This window comes from Winogradskyella sediminis (genome assembly GCF_003387355.1).
Taxonomy (GTDB): Bacteria; Bacteroidota; Bacteroidia; order Flavobacteriales; family Flavobacteriaceae; genus Winogradskyella; species Winogradskyella sediminis.
In genome coordinates, this window is record NZ_QUNH01000002.1 from 278537 (window position 1) to 299255 (window position 20719).

General features: G+C 34.3%; 14 protein-coding genes. 12 read left to right on the top strand and 2 right to left on the bottom strand.

Annotated features, from left to right (window positions below):
- Positions 1-106: 106 nt before the first annotated feature.
- The gene (locus C8N41_RS08575; protein WP_115838965.1) at positions 107-6172 is read left to right on the top strand and encodes a PKD domain-containing protein; all 6066 of its coding nucleotides are present in this window, start codon (positions 107-109) and stop codon (positions 6170-6172) included.
- 7 nt (positions 6173-6179) lie between these two features.
- The gene (locus tag C8N41_RS08580) at positions 6180-7181 is read left to right on the top strand and encodes a PorP/SprF family type IX secretion system membrane protein (RefSeq protein ID WP_115839529.1); all 1002 of its coding nucleotides are present in this window, start codon (positions 6180-6182) and stop codon (positions 7179-7181) included.
- Positions 7182-7188: 7 nt separating this feature from the next.
- Here C8N41_RS08580 and C8N41_RS08585 read toward each other — a convergent pair whose 3' ends face one another.
- Positions 7189-8424: a hypothetical protein gene (locus tag C8N41_RS08585; protein ID WP_115838966.1), complete on the bottom strand. Its 1236-nt coding sequence runs from the start codon at positions 8422-8424 to the stop codon at positions 7189-7191.
- Positions 8417-9715 (bottom strand): DUF4270 family protein, encoded by a 1299-nt coding sequence (locus C8N41_RS08590; protein WP_115838967.1) that lies wholly within the window; start codon positions 9713-9715, stop codon positions 8417-8419. The genes C8N41_RS08585 and C8N41_RS08590 overlap by 8 nt, the downstream gene beginning before the upstream one ends.
- A gap of 214 nt (positions 9716-9929) precedes the next feature.
- Here C8N41_RS08590 and C8N41_RS08595 point away from each other — a divergent pair, with 214 nt between their 5' ends.
- The 10 genes from C8N41_RS08595 to C8N41_RS08640 all read left to right on the top strand — a co-directional run bounded on the left by C8N41_RS08595 (position 9930) and on the right by C8N41_RS08640 (position 20714).
- A complete protein-coding gene (locus C8N41_RS08595) occupies positions 9930-10829 on the top strand; it encodes a hypothetical protein (RefSeq protein WP_115838968.1) in 900 nt (299 codons plus the stop codon).
- A 10-nt stretch (positions 10830-10839) separates the two neighbouring features.
- Positions 10840-11838: a Kelch repeat-containing protein gene (locus C8N41_RS08600; RefSeq protein WP_244266703.1), complete on the top strand. Its 999-nt coding sequence runs from the start codon at positions 10840-10842 to the stop codon at positions 11836-11838.
- A gap of 130 nt (positions 11839-11968) precedes the next feature.
- Positions 11969-12319, top strand: coding sequence for a DUF4907 domain-containing protein (locus tag C8N41_RS08605; RefSeq protein WP_115838969.1), 351 nt, complete (start codon positions 11969-11971; stop codon positions 12317-12319).
- Between the two features lie 16 nt (positions 12320-12335).
- A complete protein-coding gene (locus C8N41_RS08610; RefSeq protein ID WP_092443829.1) occupies positions 12336-13388 on the top strand; it encodes a sensor histidine kinase in 1053 nt (350 codons plus the stop codon).
- Entirely contained in the window at positions 13369-14097 is a 729-nt protein-coding gene (locus C8N41_RS08615) for a LytR/AlgR family response regulator transcription factor (RefSeq protein WP_092443827.1), read from the top strand. Before C8N41_RS08610 ends, C8N41_RS08615 begins: the two co-directional genes overlap by 20 nt.
- A gap of 411 nt (positions 14098-14508) precedes the next feature.
- A complete protein-coding gene (locus C8N41_RS08620) occupies positions 14509-16083 on the top strand; it encodes a T9SS type A sorting domain-containing protein (RefSeq protein ID WP_115838970.1) in 1575 nt (524 codons plus the stop codon).
- Positions 16084-16318: 235 nt separating this feature from the next.
- Positions 16319-17779: a hypothetical protein gene (locus C8N41_RS08625; protein WP_115838971.1), complete on the top strand. Its 1461-nt coding sequence runs from the start codon at positions 16319-16321 to the stop codon at positions 17777-17779.
- 211 nt (positions 17780-17990) lie between these two features.
- Positions 17991-18137 (top strand): hypothetical protein, encoded by a 147-nt coding sequence (locus C8N41_RS16925; protein WP_170137105.1) that lies wholly within the window; start codon positions 17991-17993, stop codon positions 18135-18137.
- 253 nt (positions 18138-18390) lie between these two features.
- Positions 18391-20046, top strand: a complete 1656-nt coding sequence (locus C8N41_RS08635; RefSeq protein WP_115838973.1) for a tetratricopeptide repeat-containing sensor histidine kinase — start codon at positions 18391-18393, stop codon at positions 20044-20046.
- Between the two features lie 2 nt (positions 20047-20048).
- Positions 20049-20714 (top strand): DNA-binding response regulator, encoded by a 666-nt coding sequence (locus C8N41_RS08640; protein ID WP_115838974.1) that lies wholly within the window; start codon positions 20049-20051, stop codon positions 20712-20714.
- The last annotated feature ends 5 nt before the right edge of the window (positions 20715-20719 follow it).

Sequence of the window (20719 nt, forward strand, 5' to 3'; positions counted from 1 at the left end):
TCATAGTGATTTCAATAGTCTTGTCGAAAAATGTTAAAGTTTAATATTGACTTAACAAGATTTTAACTACATTGAAAATCTTTAAGTAATTAGCTATTACGTGTTTATGTGGAAAATTAAATTTGGTCTTCTGGCAGTTGTCGGTTTGACTTTTGGAATTATTAGTGCAGTTAATATAACTAGTCGGGTACTTGCAAAGAAGAATCCTTTAGAAAAAACAACTGAGATATCAGTGCGATTGGCACCTAATGCCAGTATTTCTGGTACAACAACTGTTTGTCGAAATGAAAGTCCACAGCCAGAAATCACTTTTACAGGTGCTGCAGGTTCTACGCCATATACTTTTGCTTATACCATCAATGGAGGAGCGGAACAAACCATTTCAACGTCTGGGAGTGATACTTCAGTTTCTATTAATGTCAATACAAATACAATTGGTAGTTATGTATATGAGTTAATGTCAGTAACCGATGGCTCTAATACAACAGCAACTGCTAATGGTACTGCGACTATAACTGTAGCTGCACCACCAACCGTTAATTTTACTTTTAATAATGATGCGTGTTCTGGTACTCCTGTTAGTTTTTCATCTACGGTAACAGGAGATGGGCCTTTTACTTATGACTGGGAATTTGGGGATGCGAGTAGCTCTACTGATGCCAATCCCTCACATAGTTATGATGCTTTTGGTTGTGGATTTTCAAATTTTACGGTGACGTTAACCGTTACAGATAGTAATGGTTGTACTAAAGAAATTACCAAAACAATAAGTGTTAAGCAGCGTCCTAATCTTAGTTTTGAGGATCTTAATTCGCAATTTCTTCCCTTCGATAATTGTGGAAATAATACTGTGGATCCTTCGTATACTGTTGATGTTGGTAATGTGTCTCCTTCAGACAGTTGTGTTACCTCTTACGATATCGATTGGGGAGATGGTGTTACAGAAACCAATGTAACATTTCCTTTAACTCACACATATAATGTATTAGGTTCTTTTGATATGGTGATTACTGGTTATGGTACAAATGGTTGTATTACTAATGACACCTATCTTGTAAAAAACTCTAGTAATCCTGGGGGTAATGTATCGAATCCAGGAAATACTACCAATTTATGCTTACCTGTAGGAGATTTAGGATTTACTATCGCAGATTGGGGAGAAAATCCTCAGGATACCACATATTTTTTAGATTATGGAGATGGATATCAAGAAACTTTTACGCAGGCTAACCTAATCGCTGCATCTACCGATTACGATCCTGCTAATCCGGCTGCAGCTAGCCCCTTTCCGCTGTATCATATTTACACGGAGTCTAATTGTCCAGGTTCTGGTTATATGATAACGCTAATAATTGCAACGTCTTGTGGTGAAACTATATCAACAGCAGGTCCTATTACTTTGCTATCATTACCTGAAGTTGATTTTGAGTTTGATTCACCAGGTTGTCTTAATACTGAAATTCAATTTACGAATTTAACAGAAAATGGCTATGGACCCAATTGCACAGAGCAAGCCAATCACTTATGGGATTTTGGTGATGGTACCACTTCCGATTTAGCAAGCCCATCACATATTTATACTTTACCAGGAACATATACTGTAACTCTAAGTGAAGAAAATTTTTGTGGATCTACAACTCCTATAAGTAAAACGATTTGTATAGAACCAGAGTTGGTGGCCAGTTTTGCTGCAAGTGAAGTATCGGGTTGTACTCCTTTTGAAATTGATATAACAAATACTACAAATCTTTCGCAATCTTGTGGTTCAGAAACTTACCAATGGGAAGTCCTTTATACATCAGATTTTTGTGGAACAACAGAATCTTGGAGCTTTACAAATGGTACTGATGAAAATACTGAAAACCCATCATTACAATTTAATACAGCAGGTACTTATGAAGTTGTGATGACGGTCACCAATTCATGTGGTGCGGTATCTACATCTCAATTTATTGAGGTAAAACAACCGCCTACAGTAACTTTAGATCCTATTGATGATGCTTGTGGTGCCTTAACTTTTAATCCTACAGCTACAGTAGACACGTGTGCGCCTGCTTCAGATACAGTAACCTATAGTTGGTCGTTTCCGGGAGGTTCTCCTGCAACATCAAATCAGTTAGATCCTGGCGTTATTAATTATTCTACTGTCGGCGATTATACGGTGACTTTTAGCGTTACTAATGGCTGTGGAACCACCACAGAATCCCAAACGTTCTCCGTCAACGATTCTCCAACAATTACGAATACCAATATTTTACAAACCACGTGTTCAGGTGCCTTAACATCTAATATAGTATTAACCTCGGACGATCCTAGCACTACATTTAGCTGGGTGTCTAATTCTCCAGCAGGACTTACAGGTTATATACCTAGCGGTATGTCAAATAGTATTCCGGCACAAACTATAGTTAATACAACGACCTCAGCTATCAATTTAATCTACACGGTTACACCAGAACTTGACGGTTGTGAAGGAACTCCAATAGATTTTGAAATCATCGTTGAACCCTCACCTTTAATTACGTTACAACCGTTGTCTAATGGAGTTTGTCAGAATGGTATCACAGATGATTTATCTGTAGCCTATCAAGGAACTGGCACTCCGGTATATCAATGGTTTGAAAATACAGTAGACAATATCACTTCCGGAACTGCTATTGCAGGAGCTACATCTGCAACGTTTTCTCCACCAACAGACACTGTGGGTATAACGTATTATTATGTTGTAATTACATTTTCATCTGGTGGCTGTAATGAAATTATATCAGATACAGCAGAGATTGAAGTTGGTAGTGCACCGCAAATCGATAGTCAACCATTCTTTTCCCAAACAATTTGTGTTGGTGGAAGCGCTAACGAATTATCTGTTGAAGTTTCGGGAGGAGCAGGAACAGCTTTATACCAGTGGTTTAGTAATTCTACTTACAGTAATTCAGGAGGAACGATAATTCCAGGTGCTACAACTTCAACGTACACACCATCTGTATTTAATACGGTTGGAATTTTTTATTATTATGTAGAAGTCACTTTTGTTTCCAATGGCTGTTCAACACTTACAAGTGATGTCGCAAAAATTGAAGTGATTAATGATCCAGAAATAACCTTGCAACCTATAAATTTTCAAAGTATATGTCAGAATTCAACCGTTCAAGATTTAGAATTAAATGTTTCTGGTGGTTTAGGCACAACATCGTATCAATGGTATGTCAACACAATAAATAATACAACTTCAGGAACACCAATAGCTGGAGCAACTTCAAGTATATATACACCTCCATCAAATACTGTAGGTACCTTTTATTATTATAGTATCATTACTCAAGTTGTTTCTGGTTGTGAAGTTACAAGCGCAATTGCTGAGGTTGAAGTTAGCGCAGGAGCTCAGTTTAGTACACAACCAGTGTCTAATGAATTGTGTTTAGGGCAAACTACTTTGCCATTAACAGTAGCATATACAAACGGCACAGGAACAGCTTCTTACCAATGGTATCAAAATGGAATAAATGATACAGCTACAGGCACTGTAATTGCTGGTGCCACTACGGATACCTACAGTCCTGACGTCAATGCTGTAGGAACAACATATTATTATGCGATTATCACTTTTAGCTCTGGTGGATGTACTGAAATTATTTCGGATACCGCAGAAATAATTGTAAATGAAACTCCTATTATAGATGATTCAGATTTATTGATTTGTAGTGGAAATACCTTTGAATTTCTACCTGATACAAGTAACACTGGAGATATTGTGCCATTAAATACATTGTATACTTGGTCGACACCAGTAGTGAGTCCTGCAGGAAGTGTAATAGGAGCAACAGAACAGTCTACACCAATAGCAACAGTATCTCAATTTTTAGAAAATACAACAACGAATTCGGCGACTGTAACGTATACAGTAACTCCAATTTCAGGAAATTGTGCAGGTCTAGATTTTGATGTCGTAGTAACGGTGAATCCTTCGATTTCTGTAACTTCAAATATAGAACAGAATGCGTGTTATGAAGTTAATACAGCTTCAATAGAAATTTCAATTGTTGGTGGTATTCCTTTTTCAACTGGGAATGCTTATAATATAAGTTGGATCGGCCCAAACGGATTTACGAGTTCAGACGAGAATATTTTTAACCTAGAAGCGGGTGATTATACCTTAAATATTGAAGATGATGGTGGTTGTCCTTATTCTGAAGTGATAACGATAACAGAGCCCGATGAATTAGTATTTAGTACTATTGATTTTGATCCCGATACCATTTCGTGTTTTGGAGCAGATGATGGTAACATTGCCATTGATGTTTCTGGAGGCACACCACCATATGTTTATAATTGGACATTAGAGGGAACTCCATTTTCTACCGATGAAGATATATCTAATTTGGGACCAGGAAATTATATGGTTTCCGTGACAGACGCCAATGATTGTGACCCTATAACTATGAATTTTAGTATTATAGAACCAGAGATGTTGGATGTGAGTTTAGATTTTAAAACAGATGTGCTTTGTTATGGTGACGCCACAGGAGCGATTACCGTAAACGTTACTGGCGGTAGAGTAGATTATATATATAATTGGTCTGGGCCAAATGGTTTTTTGAGTACAAACCAAAATATTAATGCATTAGTTGCAGGTGTTTATAATCTTACCGTAACCGATAATTCTGGTTGTACCGACATTCTGGAAGTCGAGATTTTTGAAAATGAGCAAATAGACATTGATGTAACTGTGACACAAATGGTGTGTTATGGAGATAACGATGGATCGATTGTGATTAATGCAATTTCTGGTGGTGTGGCTCCTTATACTATTGCCTGGAGTAATTTGGGTACTGGTAATAGTCAGACGAACCTTTCAGGAGGAATATATACCATTACGATAACAGACGCTGAAAACTGCGAACGTCAATTTCCGGTGGTAATCGATGAACCTCCAGTTTTTTTAATAGATCCTGTGGTGACTCAAATGTCCTGTGCAGGTGAAAATGATGCAAGTATAATGCTCAATTTTCTGGGAGGCATTGATCCGGTAACATTAGTGTGGGACGATGATGCAACAGCAGGAACTGAACGCAATAACTTAGCACCAGGTACTTATACTGTGACCATCACAGATGGCGTCCCGTGTGTAATTCAAGAGAGTTTTACCATTCATAATGTAGCTCCATTAGCATTATCTGCAAATATTACCAATGCATTAGCATGCGAAGATCCTAATAGTGGATCGATTAATTTGGTTATAGAAGGAGGGACACCACCATTTAATGTGGTTTGGTCTAATGGTGCAGTCTCCGAAGATTTAATTGATATTCCTCCAAATACATACGTCGCAACGGTTACAGATGCTAATGGCTGCGAGATTGAAGGGAGTTGGGAAGTCAGCCGATTTGAACCGTTAGTTTTAAATGTTGAAACAGAACGACTCGTAAATTGTGACACTAGAACAATAGAGCATACGTTTATTGCTATGGCAAGTGGAGGAGTACCTCCTTTTCAATACCAATGGTCTAGCGGAATTGTGAGTGGTGCTCATAATGAATTTATGACTACCAACGAAAATGGTTTAGTAATTTTAGAAGTTACTGATAGTTTAGGATGTACAACAGAATATACCTATAATGTAGAGTTAACATCTATAGGAGATGCAGGATTTGACACGACTTCTTTTGGATATTTAAATTATGGTTTATACGCCATTCAAGATCCTATAGAATTTATAAATGAAGCTACAGGAGATTATGAAGCCATATTATGGGATTTTGGCGATGGTAGTTTTTCGGGTGAAGAAAACCCTATTCATACGTATTTTACTCCAGGTATTTACGAGGTAAAACAAACGGTGACATATCCTTTTGGCTGTGTATACGAAAAAATAATAACCCTATTTATTGAAGAAGGTTATAAACTGATTATGCCAGATGCCTTTACTCCAAACAATGATGGTATTAATGATTTCTTTGGTCCTGTTTTTATAGGACTTAGTAGTTTGGAAATTCATATTTATGATACTTGGGGAAGCTTAATTTATACTGAAAAAGGAGATGCTATTAGAGGGTGGGATGGAAAAGTAAAAGATGAAGAAGCTGAAAATGGCAATTACTATTACACTTTTACTGCTAAGACCTTCTATGGACATGACATTAAGAAACAAGGAGCTTTTGTATTTATCAGATAAAACCGAAATGACATTGAAAAGATTTATAATTATACTCGTAGTTGTAGTAGGTTTTAAAGCCCAAGCACAAGATCCAATTTTTACACAATCTAACTACATACAAGAAACTATAAATCCTGGGTTTTCGGGATTTGAAGATAGTGATAGAATCGCAGCCGGAATATTAAGCAGAACGCAATGGCCTAATCTAGACTTAAGAGTCGATACACAATATGCGTATGTCAATAAATCTTATGATTATGGTCCAAGCCTAGGTTTTGGTGTAGGAGTCAATTTTTTAAGACAACACGAAGCCTTTAATAATTACAATTATTACCAACTTAATGTCAATTATGCCCATCGTGTTAATCTTAATGGTGGTTGGTATTTTAGACCAGCTTTAGAAGTTGGACTCGGTTTTAAAGATATTGGTTTTAGTAATCTTACATTGGCTGATCAAATTAATATTAATTCAGGTATTGTAAATGCTGTTTCTGTGGATCCTTTGCGTAACACGGCAGATAATGTGTTTTTTGGTGATATTTCTGGAGGTTTTGTTTTTGAAAAGGAAGCATTTAATGGATTGGCCTATTGGTTTGGTGTTTCGGCAAAACACCTCAACCGACCAAATATTTCATTTGTAGATGGTAAAGAATTGCCTTTAGATATATTCTATTCTCTACATGGTAATTTTAGATTTCCTTTTATGAATGATTACAGTATTATGACGACAGCCAATTACATGCAGCAAGGAGAATATAACCGATTAGATATAGGTGCTTTATTTATGGTAAATCAATTTCTTATTGGTGTAACCGCAGCTACTAATCCAGCTAAAAATGATAGCAACAGTCATATGTTGACATCCATAAATGGTTTTTTAGGATTAGAATATACAGCATTTAGATTTGGCTTATCTTATGATATGAATACTTCAAAAATAGGCCGAACCAATGGTGTTTATGAAATATCAGTAACCTATTTATCGCGTTGTAGACGTTGTAAAACAGACCGTAGTAGAAAGCGCTAACAGCTCCTTAATTGAGTTTTCGTTTTTGAAACCACAGATCAGATAAGGAAATATTAACATTTATTGTGTTCACATATTCTTGAATTAAGATGCTTTCCGTGGTTCCTTTTTTGCCCAAGGTATATGAAATATTTACAAGAGATCTATTACCAATCGGTAAACCAATTCCTAAGGAAGCAGAGTAAGTATCAATATTGGTGTCGTCTACTTTAAGATAACCCGAATTGTAATTAAGTCCCATTCTAAAATCTACACGTTTCCAATATTTATAGCTTGTTGGGTCAACGGCATAAGATGCTCCCAATCCAAAAATATTTTGGTCAGTGTAATCGCCTATCGCATCAGATTGGTTAGTGTCTGACCAGAATTTTCTACTATAATCTGCCGTTAAAAGTAGATTTTTAAAATTGGTGCTGTACCCAAATCCCAATTTTAATGGAAGGTAAAAATTATCAATATTTTCTCCTTCAGTATCTTCTAATGTACTATAAGCAGCATTAGAGTATTTGCCAACCACCATGTCTTTAGAGCCTTTTAATACCGTTGGTAAGTCTATAGTAAACCCTAAATTGTGTTTTTCTGATAATTGATACTGTAAACCTAAACCAAATTGTGCACCATTATAATAGTTACTTTCTGCAATTTCTAAATCACTATCAGACGTTACAATAGACTCACTTTCTTCGATTTTACCAAATAGAAAAGAAGCTTTAACACCAACATTAAAGTTTTTAAAGAAGGTTCTGGCGTAGTCTAATCGTAGCTCGTTAATACCACCTGTACCTGTAATATTAGTTGTAAATTGCTCATCACTACCTTCAATGTTATTTTCTAAACCAATTAAGGAATACCCAACATTGGTAGCTGGTTTTAAGGTTATACCTATACCGTAATCGTTATTGTGATTAAAGGCTAAAGAAATATTTGTAAAATTATAGTTTGACCTTTGCTCATTAGCATCTCCGCCAATAAGATTAGTGTATTCAACAGAACCTCCAAAATCAAACGTGATTTCATTTTCTTTTAGGGTAGCAAAAGCAGCAGGATTATAGAGGTTAATTCCATAATTTGAATCTAGTGATATTCCTGTATTACCAAGTCCACTGTTTCTACCTGTGCCAGAATTACTTTCCGTACCCAGACCAAATAAAGAATAAGGCGAGCCAGTGAGGTTGTTAGATTGTGAGTAGCCATATAATCCACAGAGTAGCAAGATAAATATAAGGGATTGCGATTTATTCATAGATTGCATATGTTAGTACTAATTTGGTGTTAAAGTTAGATCGCTGACTATCATTAAAAATGATCTTATTGATGGTAGAGTTATAGTCCGTCGGAATTAAGATAAGCGCATCTTCTGTTTCAGGACTTTCAGATAATTTTTGATCTATAAAATCTATGACAGGCACTGTAAAAGCTACCTGATTAAATTCAGAATCGATATCCGTTGTAGTTGCTGTGACTACATCTACACTATTACTTACTTGACTCGCTAAATCATTATTTTGATCTATGGTGTAAAGTAATAAGGTTTCACTCAAAGGTTGAATATCTGAATGTGATTCCGAGTTAGGTTCAATATAAAGTGTAGCTTCTAAAATTGTACCTTCTCCATCAATATTATACAAGTCTTTAATAGAAGGAAATTCTATTCTAGTCACATAACCAGTACCAGCTTGGTTATAACTTATATTTCCACTCTCTGCGGATGTGAGATTATCTTCTTGACTTGTAATGGCTTCTAAAGGGAGACCTGTAACGTCACTTTCAATATGATTATAATACGTATTTATCGTCATATCGTAAGTGTATTCATCGGTCTCTACTTCATCTGGAATAGTGTAATAGAAGCGGAGGTAACTTTCGCCAGTATCTGTAGAAAATCCAATAATAGAACCATTGTCGTCGGCTCCTGGCTGTATGGTTAAGCCTTTTAGTTGTTGATACAGTGATTCTTGATCTGTAATAAGATTATCTCTAATGCCATTAAAAAGTTCTTCGCCAAAATCATAAGGTAGCGTTAAATAAAGCGAATCATTGCTTGGAGTAGGGACATATGTTGTAGAGAGCAATGGCGTGTTTTCGTAAGCGGTTTCTGTTGTATTATAAAAATAAGTATCATCAGTGGTCATCTTATCTGTGAGCTTATGAATATTCAGTGTAGCTACTTGGGTAGTATCATTGTAATAATAAGTATCATATCCAAGTATTAATCCCACACTGTCTAAAACAGCATCATTACTAAGGTAATACGCAGAAGGACTTGCTTGTACATATGCCGAGGTGTTAATGATACCCATATCGTCATCGTTGTATTGTCCTATAAGTAACCGTCCGCTTGTTGAGGTCGTTATAGAATCGAACTTCATGGTGGATAAGGTGACCGAAAAGGTGTCAATAGAAAGTACTCTAATATTGGTACCTGTAAAATCTTCACCTGCCACTAAGCTATCGTATTCGGTATCTGTGGAACAAGATATCACTACCATGATTATGGTAATTACTGCAAATAATTTAATAAATGATTTCAACATTTGTTTTGTAGAATTTTTACAAATCAACTAACCAATTGATGTAATAAAAAGTAAAATATACCTATGGTTTATATTTATCTACAGAAGGGCTGATTTTTACTATAAAGAATTAGACGCGGTTTTATAGATTAAAAAAAGGTGTTTGTCTATAAAAAAAGTGTCTAGGTATATTTCGTAGGTATAGTAAAAGATTGAGGTAGTAAGTTAGCACCCGATGAGAAAACGCACATTACATTATTTAACCTTTAGCCTTGTTTCTATGGTGTCTTATGGACAAAAGATGTTCACTACTACAGACGCAGGAGATGTATTGGCATTAGAATATAGCAATTATTTGAATTTGAATGAGATTCAATTAGACCATAAATCTGTGGTTATGGATTTTACATCGCTATTAGACAGTTCAACGTTTGGGTTTGGTGTAGATTATACCAACCATAGTCTCGATTTTGATGACTATAATAGGTATCATAATTATGCGGATTTTGAAGAATTGCATAGTATTGAAATCTACGCTAGATATAAAATGAATTTAGTAAATAATTGGGATCTTAATATTACTGTAGCACCATATCTGTCGTCAACACTTAATGAAAGTATGTCTAGTGAAGATGTGGACTTTAGTTATGCTACTAACTTTATAAAAACTTGGGATAATGATGGGTTAAAATCCACTTTAAAACTGGGAGCAGGTTATGGTGCTTTATTTGGTAAGCCTAATTTTTATCCTTTAATATCGTATGCAAAAGAGGTCAATAAAAAATTAAAATACGAAATAGGTATACCTGTTACAGGAATTTATTACCAAGTTAATGAGCAAAGCAGTTTTGATCTAAAAGCAGAACCAGAATCTATTTATGCAAATAATGCTGCAGCATTTAGTTTAGAAAATGATGAAGTGTTACGTAATTCTAAATTAGAATTTAAAGCCATAACACTAGGTTTGGGCTATAAGTTTCGATTTGATGATAACTGGTCTACTTATTTTAATATGGGTTACGTTATGGAAAGCGAACTTGGTATAAGTGAAAACGACAATACAGTATATGATTTTGGTTCTAACGAATCAATAGCATTAAACATAGGAATTAGTTTTAATTTAAATAAAAAGTAAAATGAGAAAAATGAATAGCAGATCAGCCATAAGATTACTTTATTTCGGTGCCGTAATGGCATTGTTTTCTAGTTGTAATAATGATGATGACGGAGACGATACCTTAGGAAACTGGGTAAAGAAATCTACCTTTAATGAAGAAGCACGAAGTAGTTCTACAGCCTTTACCATTGGAAGTATTGGATATATGGGGACAGGTTATGATGGTAGTGATTATTATAAGGATTTTTGGGCTTATGATATGGATACCAATTCTTGGCAACAATTATCAGATTTTCCGGGTATAGAAAGAAGCTCTGCTGTATCTTTTGTTATTGGTAATGACGGTTATATTGGTACTGGTTATAATGGTGATTCTAATGAAGAATTATCGGATTTTTACAAATATGAGGTTGGTACAAACAGCTGGACAGCAATTGCGGATTTTGGTGGTTCGGCAAGATATGCTGCAGTTGGTTTTGGATCCGATTCTTATGGTTATGTCGGTACTGGTTATGATGGCAGCGATAAAAAAGACTTTTGGAGATACAACCCTACTTCAGATTCATGGGAAGAAATTTTCGGTTTTGGAGGTGATAAAAGAAGAGATGGTGTAACGTTTACCATTGGTGATGAAGTATATCTGGGAACAGGAATAAGTAATGGAGTCTATGAGTTAGATTTCTGGTCTTTTAATTTAAATACTGAAGTTTGGACTCAACTTGAGGATATAGACGAAGATGATGATGATTATGTGTACCGATCTAATGCGGTTGCTTTTACAATTGACGGTAAAGGTTATATTGCTTGTGGTGAGTATTCAGGTAGTTTAAGCACGGTATATGAATATACACCTTCAACAGAAACTTGGAAAGAGAAAACACCTTTTGAGCTTTACGCCAGAAGAGATGCCATTGCTTTTAGTGATGGAGCTCGTGCCTTTGTCGCTTTAGGTAGAAATGGAACGTTGTACCTAGATGACAATATGGAGTTTTTCCCTAATGAGGAACAAGATGACGACGATAATTAAAATATATAGCATTGTTTAGATTGATTGAATGGTTATTACTTTTGTGATTGATGGTTAATAACCGATTAAGAGTCAGGATAATGTTGATATCCTTCATTAATTCTGGCTCTTTTTTTTTAAAGAAGATGAGATGAAAATAAAATATAACTACAAAATCGTTTTGCTCGGAATTACAGTTCTTTTCGGGTTGGCCTTATACGTTTTAACAGTAAACACTGAAAATAATTCTGTTAACGAATCACCTTTTGCCTTGCATATAACAAAGCAAGATAGTACCTGGATTTACGAAGTGTATAATAAAGAAAGTTTATTTATTCGTCAAGTATATATACCTGCAGTAAAAGGAAAACAAGGGTTTAAAACTAAAGAAGATGCTGAAAAAATAGGAAACCTTGTAATCCGTAAGCTTTCAGAAAATAAAATGCCTGTAATAAGTATGACGGATTTATATACAAATGCTATAAATTTCGAGAAAAATTAATGTATTTTGGAAAAGCATGCTAACAGGAAAGGTTTCTTATAAAGAATTGATAGTACACATTGTTGTATGGTTATGTATTAGTATATTTCCGTTACTTAATGCTTATAATGATTTAGGTACAATTCCTTCAGAATTAATTATAAAACAACTCATGCGACCAGTGTTGTTTTATGCCAATTATTTAATATTTGTACCCTATATATTGCTGAAGCGCAAATTGCTTTTATACATAGTCGTCTCCATATTGTTCTTAGCCCTCTTTAATTATATTGGTACAGAATTTCTTTCTAATTTAGCACCAGGTTTTAACGATAGAGTTAGACCGCTAAATGATAGACCAGGAGGGGCTTTTAGATTTCGCCACGCTTTACCAATGGTTTTTTCTTTAACCATTTATCTTTTAGGTGCTATTTTTAGCTTAGTGGTTCATTTTTATAAACGAGATCGTTTATCTAAAGAATTAGAGAATGAACAAAAAGAAATTAAATTACAATTTTTAAGAAATCAGCTTAACCCACATTTTCTATTCAATTCCTTAAATAGTATTTATGCTTTAGTGAGAAGTAAATCTGATGATGCACCAGAGGCTGTTATCACATTATCTGAACTGATGCGATATATGTTATATGAAGCCGGAAATGAGCAAGTAACACTAGAAAAGGAAATCAATTACATAAAAAACTATATAGCTTTACAGCGTTTAAGACTTAGAAACACAGAAGCTGTTAAACTTAACATAAAAGGTGAGACCAGAAATTTAAAAATCTATTCTTTGTTACTTATTTCATTTATAGAAAATGCTTTTAAGTATGGTACAGACTATAAAGGGAATACTCATATAGATATTAAAATAGTGGTAGATAACAATAAACTTACTTTAAATGTTGAGAATATAATAGGCTTATATAAACGCGACGATAAAAATTCTGGTGTTGGTTTAGAGAATATCAAAAACCAATTAAACTATTTATACAAAAACAAGCATGAGCTAACCATTGAGGAGGACAGCTCGTATTATAGAGTATTTCTAACTTTAAACCTAAACGACAATGAAGTGCATAATAATTGATGATGAACCATTGGCAATAGATGTAATTGCATCGTATTGTCAAGCTCTTGGGTCGGTAGAGGTTATTTGTACATTTACTAATGCCATAGAAGCTTTAGATTTTATAAATAACAATCGTATCGATTTGGTGTTTTCAGATATCGAAATGCCAAATATTTCAGGAATAGAATTAATACGCTCGCTTGAAGGTAAAGTACCTTATTTTATTTTTACAACCGCTTATCCACAATATGCATTAGAAGGGTTTGATCTTAATGCAATGGACTACTTAGTAAAACCTATTCCTTTTCCAAGGTTTATAAAAGCGGTGAATAGGGTAAAGGAAATGATAAAACTCAATGACGTTAGTACGTCTTTTAATGTGTCTTCCGCAGGAGGTGAAGCTCCATCGCACGAAGATGGTTTTATCTTTGTGAAATCGGAATACGAGAACTTAAAAATTGATATCAACGCTATTAAACATATTCAGGGATTAAAGGATTATTTAAAGATTCATTCCGAAAATGCAAAACCGATATTAACTTTAATGAGTTTTAAGGAAATGCAATCTAAATTACCAGAAGCAACCTTTATAAGAGTGCATCGTTCGTATCTTATCAACGTTAATAAAATCACCTCTATTCAAAAAAATAGAATTATTATTAACGACGAACGTATTCCTATTGGAGAAAGCTATAAGGCTATGGTGTATAATCGGCTTAATATTTAAGGTTCCCTATCAATCCGAGATTAATTTTACTACCTCAGTCCCTTTAACTATAATATTATTGCGTACTAAATGACAAAATAGCTTAATTAAAAAGCTTAAAAGAGGACTAAATCGAAGAGTAATTTTCTAATTTTAAGTTCAATATGTTATTTTAACATATTTTGATTTTTTTTTAAGGTAATAAAATTCCTATTTTTTAACAGCACTTCTTCAATTATGAACTTTATACTGTGAGGTACTATATAATCTTAATTTTACTATTTTAGAAGTAAATTGTATGAGGTGATTATTCTTACATTTTTTGACCGTATGTATTTGGTTAACAGGTTTTAAAAGTGAATAACTTTTTGGTTTTTATATATAATTTATTGCTAAAAAGTTGTTTCTTGCGCTCACCCAAATTTACCTAAAATGAAAATACTTTACCTTTCAGTACTTACTGTGGTTTTTGGCTATACGTCAAAAGCTCAAGATTTATCAACAACTATGCACATAAGTGCTGGTACGACTGCTATCGTATCCTCAGGAACTATGCTCTCGGCATCAGAGATTAATCTCAAATCAACTTCAAACCGTTTTGCGTGTTTATTTTTAAATGAAGCACTAGAGGCTTCAACTGTAGTTAACTACGATCGTTACGTTAATGTAATAGGAACTTCTAGCGGAAGTGGCAATGATTTAATAGCCTTACCTGTAAAAACGCTTACCGACCCGACGTTCTCCAATTTTTTAAGTTATACCGATGGTATAAATGCGAATTCGGTCATTATACCTAATGCTCCATCATTACCTACATTATATGCTTTTGGGCCATATGATAACGTCAATCAATCTTATATTAACTATAATACCGCAGTCGATGGAGGTGCACTACTTGAAAGAGGAGTCGGTTATAGAGCAGCAAGTTATAGTGGGCAAACTGTACGATTTACAGGTACAGTTTCTATGGTTTCTGAATCTGTTGAAATTTCTACAAATAATAATAATTGGAACTTAATTGGTAATCCCTATCCTACATTTATTGATTCTCAAGATTTCTTAACGGTAAATTCAGGGGTGTTAGATCCTAATGCAGTAGCGATTTATGCTTATAATAGTGGTACGAATACGGATTTAGGGCCTGGAACCTTTGGTGACTTTACTATTATTAATAGTTTAACTAATACAGACATAAATATTGCGCCTGGTCAAGGATTCTTAGTTGCAAATGATCCTGCTGACCCTACAAATCTGATCAGTTTTACTACAGCTATGCGAACCCCAGACGGAACTGATGATTTTATATTAGGTAGAGACGCAAACCCAACTCAAATGTTGCGTTTACAAATTGAAAATGAAACCGAAAATTTTGCTACAGAAATATACTTTAATGATAATTCAACTTTAGGTTTAGATTTGGGCTATGATGCTGCGCTGTATAACGGTGCTGGTTATAACTTAAGTTTATATTCTCATTTGGTTGAAAATAACAATGGTAAAGCCATGGCAATCCAAAGTTTAGGTCTTAATAACCTAAATGATATAATCATACCTTTGGGTGTAAAAGTAGCTCAAGGTCAGCAAATTACTTTTAGTATTGAGAGGTCTACTTTGTCTGATGCGATTGAGATCTATTTAGAGGATAGGCAAACGAATGTATTTACTTTATTGAATGCCAATGACTATGCTTTTACTGCAAACACTAATGTTTCGGGTACAGGACGGTTTTTCCTTCGATTTGAAAATAATTCATTATCAACAACAGAGGTGACTACTGAAATTTTACAAATTTTTGCAGACAAAAAGATGCTTGTTATTAACGGACATCTTTTAGCTGATACAACTGTCTCGGTTTATGATATTCAAGGACGATTGGTGCTTTCTTCGGTTTTAACTGGAATATCAGAAAGTAACACTATAGATGCCTCTAATCTTAGCGAAGGTATGTATGTCGTTAAATTGAATAACACAGTACAACAACAAACTAAGAAGGTCATTTTTAAATAAATTTTAATTAAGAATTTAACACTGTATAGGTAGGATCTTATTTATAAGGTATAATGAGATAGTACTAAGACCGGAGTTAATTCTTAAAGAAAAAAATAATTCTACTTTCTTTAAAGCCCATTTTAACTGGTAGAATAACATTAATTATATTACAAAACTTAATAAAAATAGGCATCGCAAGGATGTAACTATTCATTTACCCCAAAACTACATTTATTATACAACCCCTTAAATTATGAGACATTTTAAAACATTATTTTTTAGTTTACTACTTACGGTTACCGGATATTCTACCGCTCAAGTAGGCATTGGTACAACTGAGCCAAACGCTTCGTCGTTGTTAGATTTACAATCAAATTCGCAAGGCCTACTGGCACCGCGAATGACAACTCTAGAACGGAATGCTATTGCAAGTCCTGCTGAAAGTTTATTAGTTTTTGACACCGACTTAGATGCATTTTATTATTATAATACCACAACCAGCACTTGGGTAGAATTAGCGAACAATAATGCCGTAAAAAGAAACAATTACAAATTAATAAAATCTGCTGATGATTTAGCATCAGAATTAGTATCTGGTGGAGGCTCTAGCTATAAATTAGATGAAAATACCCTTTATGAAGTAAACGGCACCATAACACTATCGTCTCCAATAGACTTAAATAATGCCTACATTATTGGTTTAGACGCTAGAGAAGATGTACTCTCAGCAACTGGAGTTGTCTTTAAAGGTGATACAGGTGGTGGTATTAGGAATTTAACATTAAAAGGAACGAAAGCTTTTGAAATTACAGGGCCAGGACTAGCAACCTCCGAAACACTTTTAGTTCAAAATGTCATTGTCGATGGTATGACTTCAAGTGTAGGAAGTGTTTCAGGATTAGGAATGTATTTTGGTAATACCAATCAGTTTATAAACAATGCAAATGGAATTACTTTTTCGGAAATTGGTAACTTATTACTTAATACGCAAGCATGGTTAAGTAGTAATAACGGAACTTTTGAAACTTTTACGGGTAACTTCGGTTTAATAGAAAAAGGAAGTGGTTTTACTACTGTAAACGGTTCAGATGTGGCAATTGACGTTAGTAATGGTACGCTTAATGTTGGCACTGGTATTATAGAAGGCACAGTGTTTACCGGAACAACATCTAATCCATCTGGCTATATTAACGGTTATTCATCAAATTCTTACGATGGTTACAACTTTAGTACGTCTTGGGATGTCAATGCACCTGGTATTCCTAGGGAAAGTGATGATGTCATTTCTGCAAATTTATATTACGATGAAAGCGATCCATATGGTGTGGTTACAGTTACAAATTCAACACCATTTAAATTGCCGGTTAATACAAAAGCTATTAGAATGTTTAGAACAGCAGAAGGTACGGGTGCCAATAGTGAAAATCGTATTGTTTATGAAGGAGAAAAAACAAGGGCTGTAAATGTATTTGCCTCAATATCGTTTACAACTACTAACGGAACACAATTTGCTTTTTCTATTTATAAAAATGGAGTTAAAGTTACAGGCACAGAAGCCATTGTCAATGTCTTAAATATTAATGAGAGGCAGTCGGTTTCTGTAATTGGTACCGTAACGGTTAAAAAGAATGATTATATTGAGTTATATGTGCGAAAAACATCTGCGAACAATGAACAGATTTTGATTGATACTTATAACGTAATTATGAACTAGACATTTTTTTTAATCTAATAATATAACAAAGCCTTCGGTTATTAAACCCAAGGCTTTTTGCTTCTAAATGGTTTTGGTCAGTATTTTATCCGAGCTTTATTCAAATGTTAAGATAATGCTAAGTATTTGTTTTTAGGTGATTTATGGTGGTTTTGGAGATCCAAAATTAGGTTTTATAACGTACCTTTATAAACACCAAATGATATGTGCTATGAAACTACTACAAAACCTAAAAAAACAATTCTTTCCAACAAAGCCACAACTGGATAAAGTTGATGCAAGTCAGGAGGCAACAGCTCCTAAAACGATGATTACACGTACCTTTACTAAAGACGAAGATACGTTTATGTTTATCTAAGACTCCTTACACTAAATATCTAAAAGAGCGGTCACTTTAGGTCAAAGTTATCCGCTTGTTTTGTTTTAAACCATAATTATAAAACGGTTTAGTTTTATATTTTTAGATATATTAACCATATCACCTTTTACGCCTATAACGCTGAAGTCATCCCACAAACCTATAGGGAAAAACGGTTTAAGCTCTTTTGAAATATCCGAGACCTTCCTAGTAATGTGGAGCATAAATAATATTTTGTTATTACTTTAGAGGAATGAAATTTAACCAGACCTCATTGCTCTATTGTTTTACAGCATGGATACTGATCTATGCATCTTACGGTTTTGCACAAAAACCTATAGATAGTATGCGTTATTATATGCGCTTAGCGTTAAAACCGCAAAATGCGCAAGATCTTATATCTTCAGAAACCTATTTTAATCGTCATTATAAAAGGGCCTCTAGTCAAGGAGAAGTCACTAAAACCATTAAATATTTATATTACAAAGCAAGCATTGCATATAAAAAAGGAGAGTATGATGAAAGTGAAGAATTTGCAGTAAAAGCCTTAGGACTTATTGACAAAAGAAGTGATGCTGCACATATGTCGTCTACTAGAATGAGCTTCTATAACCTGTTAGGGCTAATGTATACCGAACAAAAGCATAAAACAAAAACCATAGAACTATATACTAATGCGTTTAAAATGGCACAATCACCCTCAGATAGTGCCACTATTTACAATAATCTGTCCCTCGTTTATAGAAAGTTTAATGATTTAGATAATGCTCAAAATGTTATTCGGAAAGCCTATAATCTTATCCCGAAACTGTCAGATACTTTAACCCAAGCTCTAATTATAGATAATTATGGTGTCATCTCATCCAAGCTTAACAACGCAAATGGGCTAGACTTAATGAGGCGTGCTTTAGAACTTAGAAAAGGGGTAAGTGACACTTCTACAATTTATACCAGTTATTCGCATTTAGCAGAATATTACACGCGCTTAAATAATGAAGTGGTTGCTAAAAATTACGCCTTAAGGGCTCTAGAACTCGCCGCACATATTAATTCGGATGCCTATAAAAATAACGCCCTAGGGTTATTGGTAAATTTAAGTGAGGATCCCTATGCAAGAGCCTACAAAAAATTAAACGATAGTATCTATACCGCAGAAAAGGAAAGTTCTAATCAATATGCTTTGCTTAAATATGACAATTCCGAATACAAAAGAAAAGTATTAGAAAGTGAACTTGAAAACGAAAAACATAAAGCCAGAACCATCTATGCCGTGCTAACCGCATCTTTTATCACCTTACTATCGGTGTTATTGTATTTTATTCTGAAATCAAAATATAAGAAAGAAACTCTGCAGCAAGTGTTTAATACAGAGTCTCGAATCTCTAAACAGATACATGATGAAGTGGCTAACGATGTATATCAAACCATGTGTAAACTTGAAAATCAACAGGTACATCGTGATGCGTTGCTTAATGATTTACACGATTTATATTACAAAACACGGGATATTTCCAAAAAACATAGTGTTTTAAATACAGATTATCCCTTTACAGATCATCTAGATGAATTAATTGAAAGTTTCAATGACGGAGATACCAGTGTCATTGTTAAAGGTCTATCAGAAATTAATTGGGATCTAATGCCACAACTGCATAGGTCAACCATCTATAAAGTACTTCAAGAGCTGCTTATTAACATGAAAAAACACAGTTCGGCATCGTTAGTAGTAATCATGTTTAGTAAAATAAATAAAAAAACACAAATTAATTATAGCGACAACGGTAGTGGTAGCGTACTAAAGAAGGGGATGGGACTTCAGAATACGGAAAACCGTATTCAATCTATTAACGGAAGTATTACTTTTGATACCAATCCAGAAAAAGGGTTTAAAGCACAAATTATTTTGTAACCATGTTTAAGAAGGTTTTAATTAATGAAGATCACGATGCGATTATCTCTAATATCACAAAGATATTAAGAGAATTAAATGTCGCCTCCATTGAAACATCTCAATATTGTGACGAAGCGTATCTTAAATTAAAACGCGCCAACATAGAGGATGCTCCATTCAATTTGGTAATTACCGATTTGTCATTTAAGAAAGATCATAGAGCCACAACATTAGATTCAGGAGAATCGTTAATTGCGCAAATACGTGCAGAATTTCCCGAGGTACCGATTATAGTGTATTCTATGAAAGATCAAATTCAAAAGATTCGGGCTTTAGTCAATACCTATAAAATTAATGGTTATGTCTGTAAAGACAGAAAGGGAATGGTAGAATTGCATGAAGCTATACAGACGGTATATCATAATAAAGTATATGTGTCTCCTCAGGTGAAAAAAGCACTGAGTCCAAAGTCTAAATTAGAAATTGATGATTTTGATATTCGTTTACTTACCTTATTATCCCAAGGGCAATCACAAGATGAAATTAGCATCAAATTGAAATCAAATGGAATTCAACCTAATAGTTTAAGTACTATTGAAAAACGTCTTAATAAACTTCGCGAACAATTTAAGGCCAATAATGCCATTCATTTGGTAGCCATCACTAAAGATTTAGGAGTTATATAGGGTAA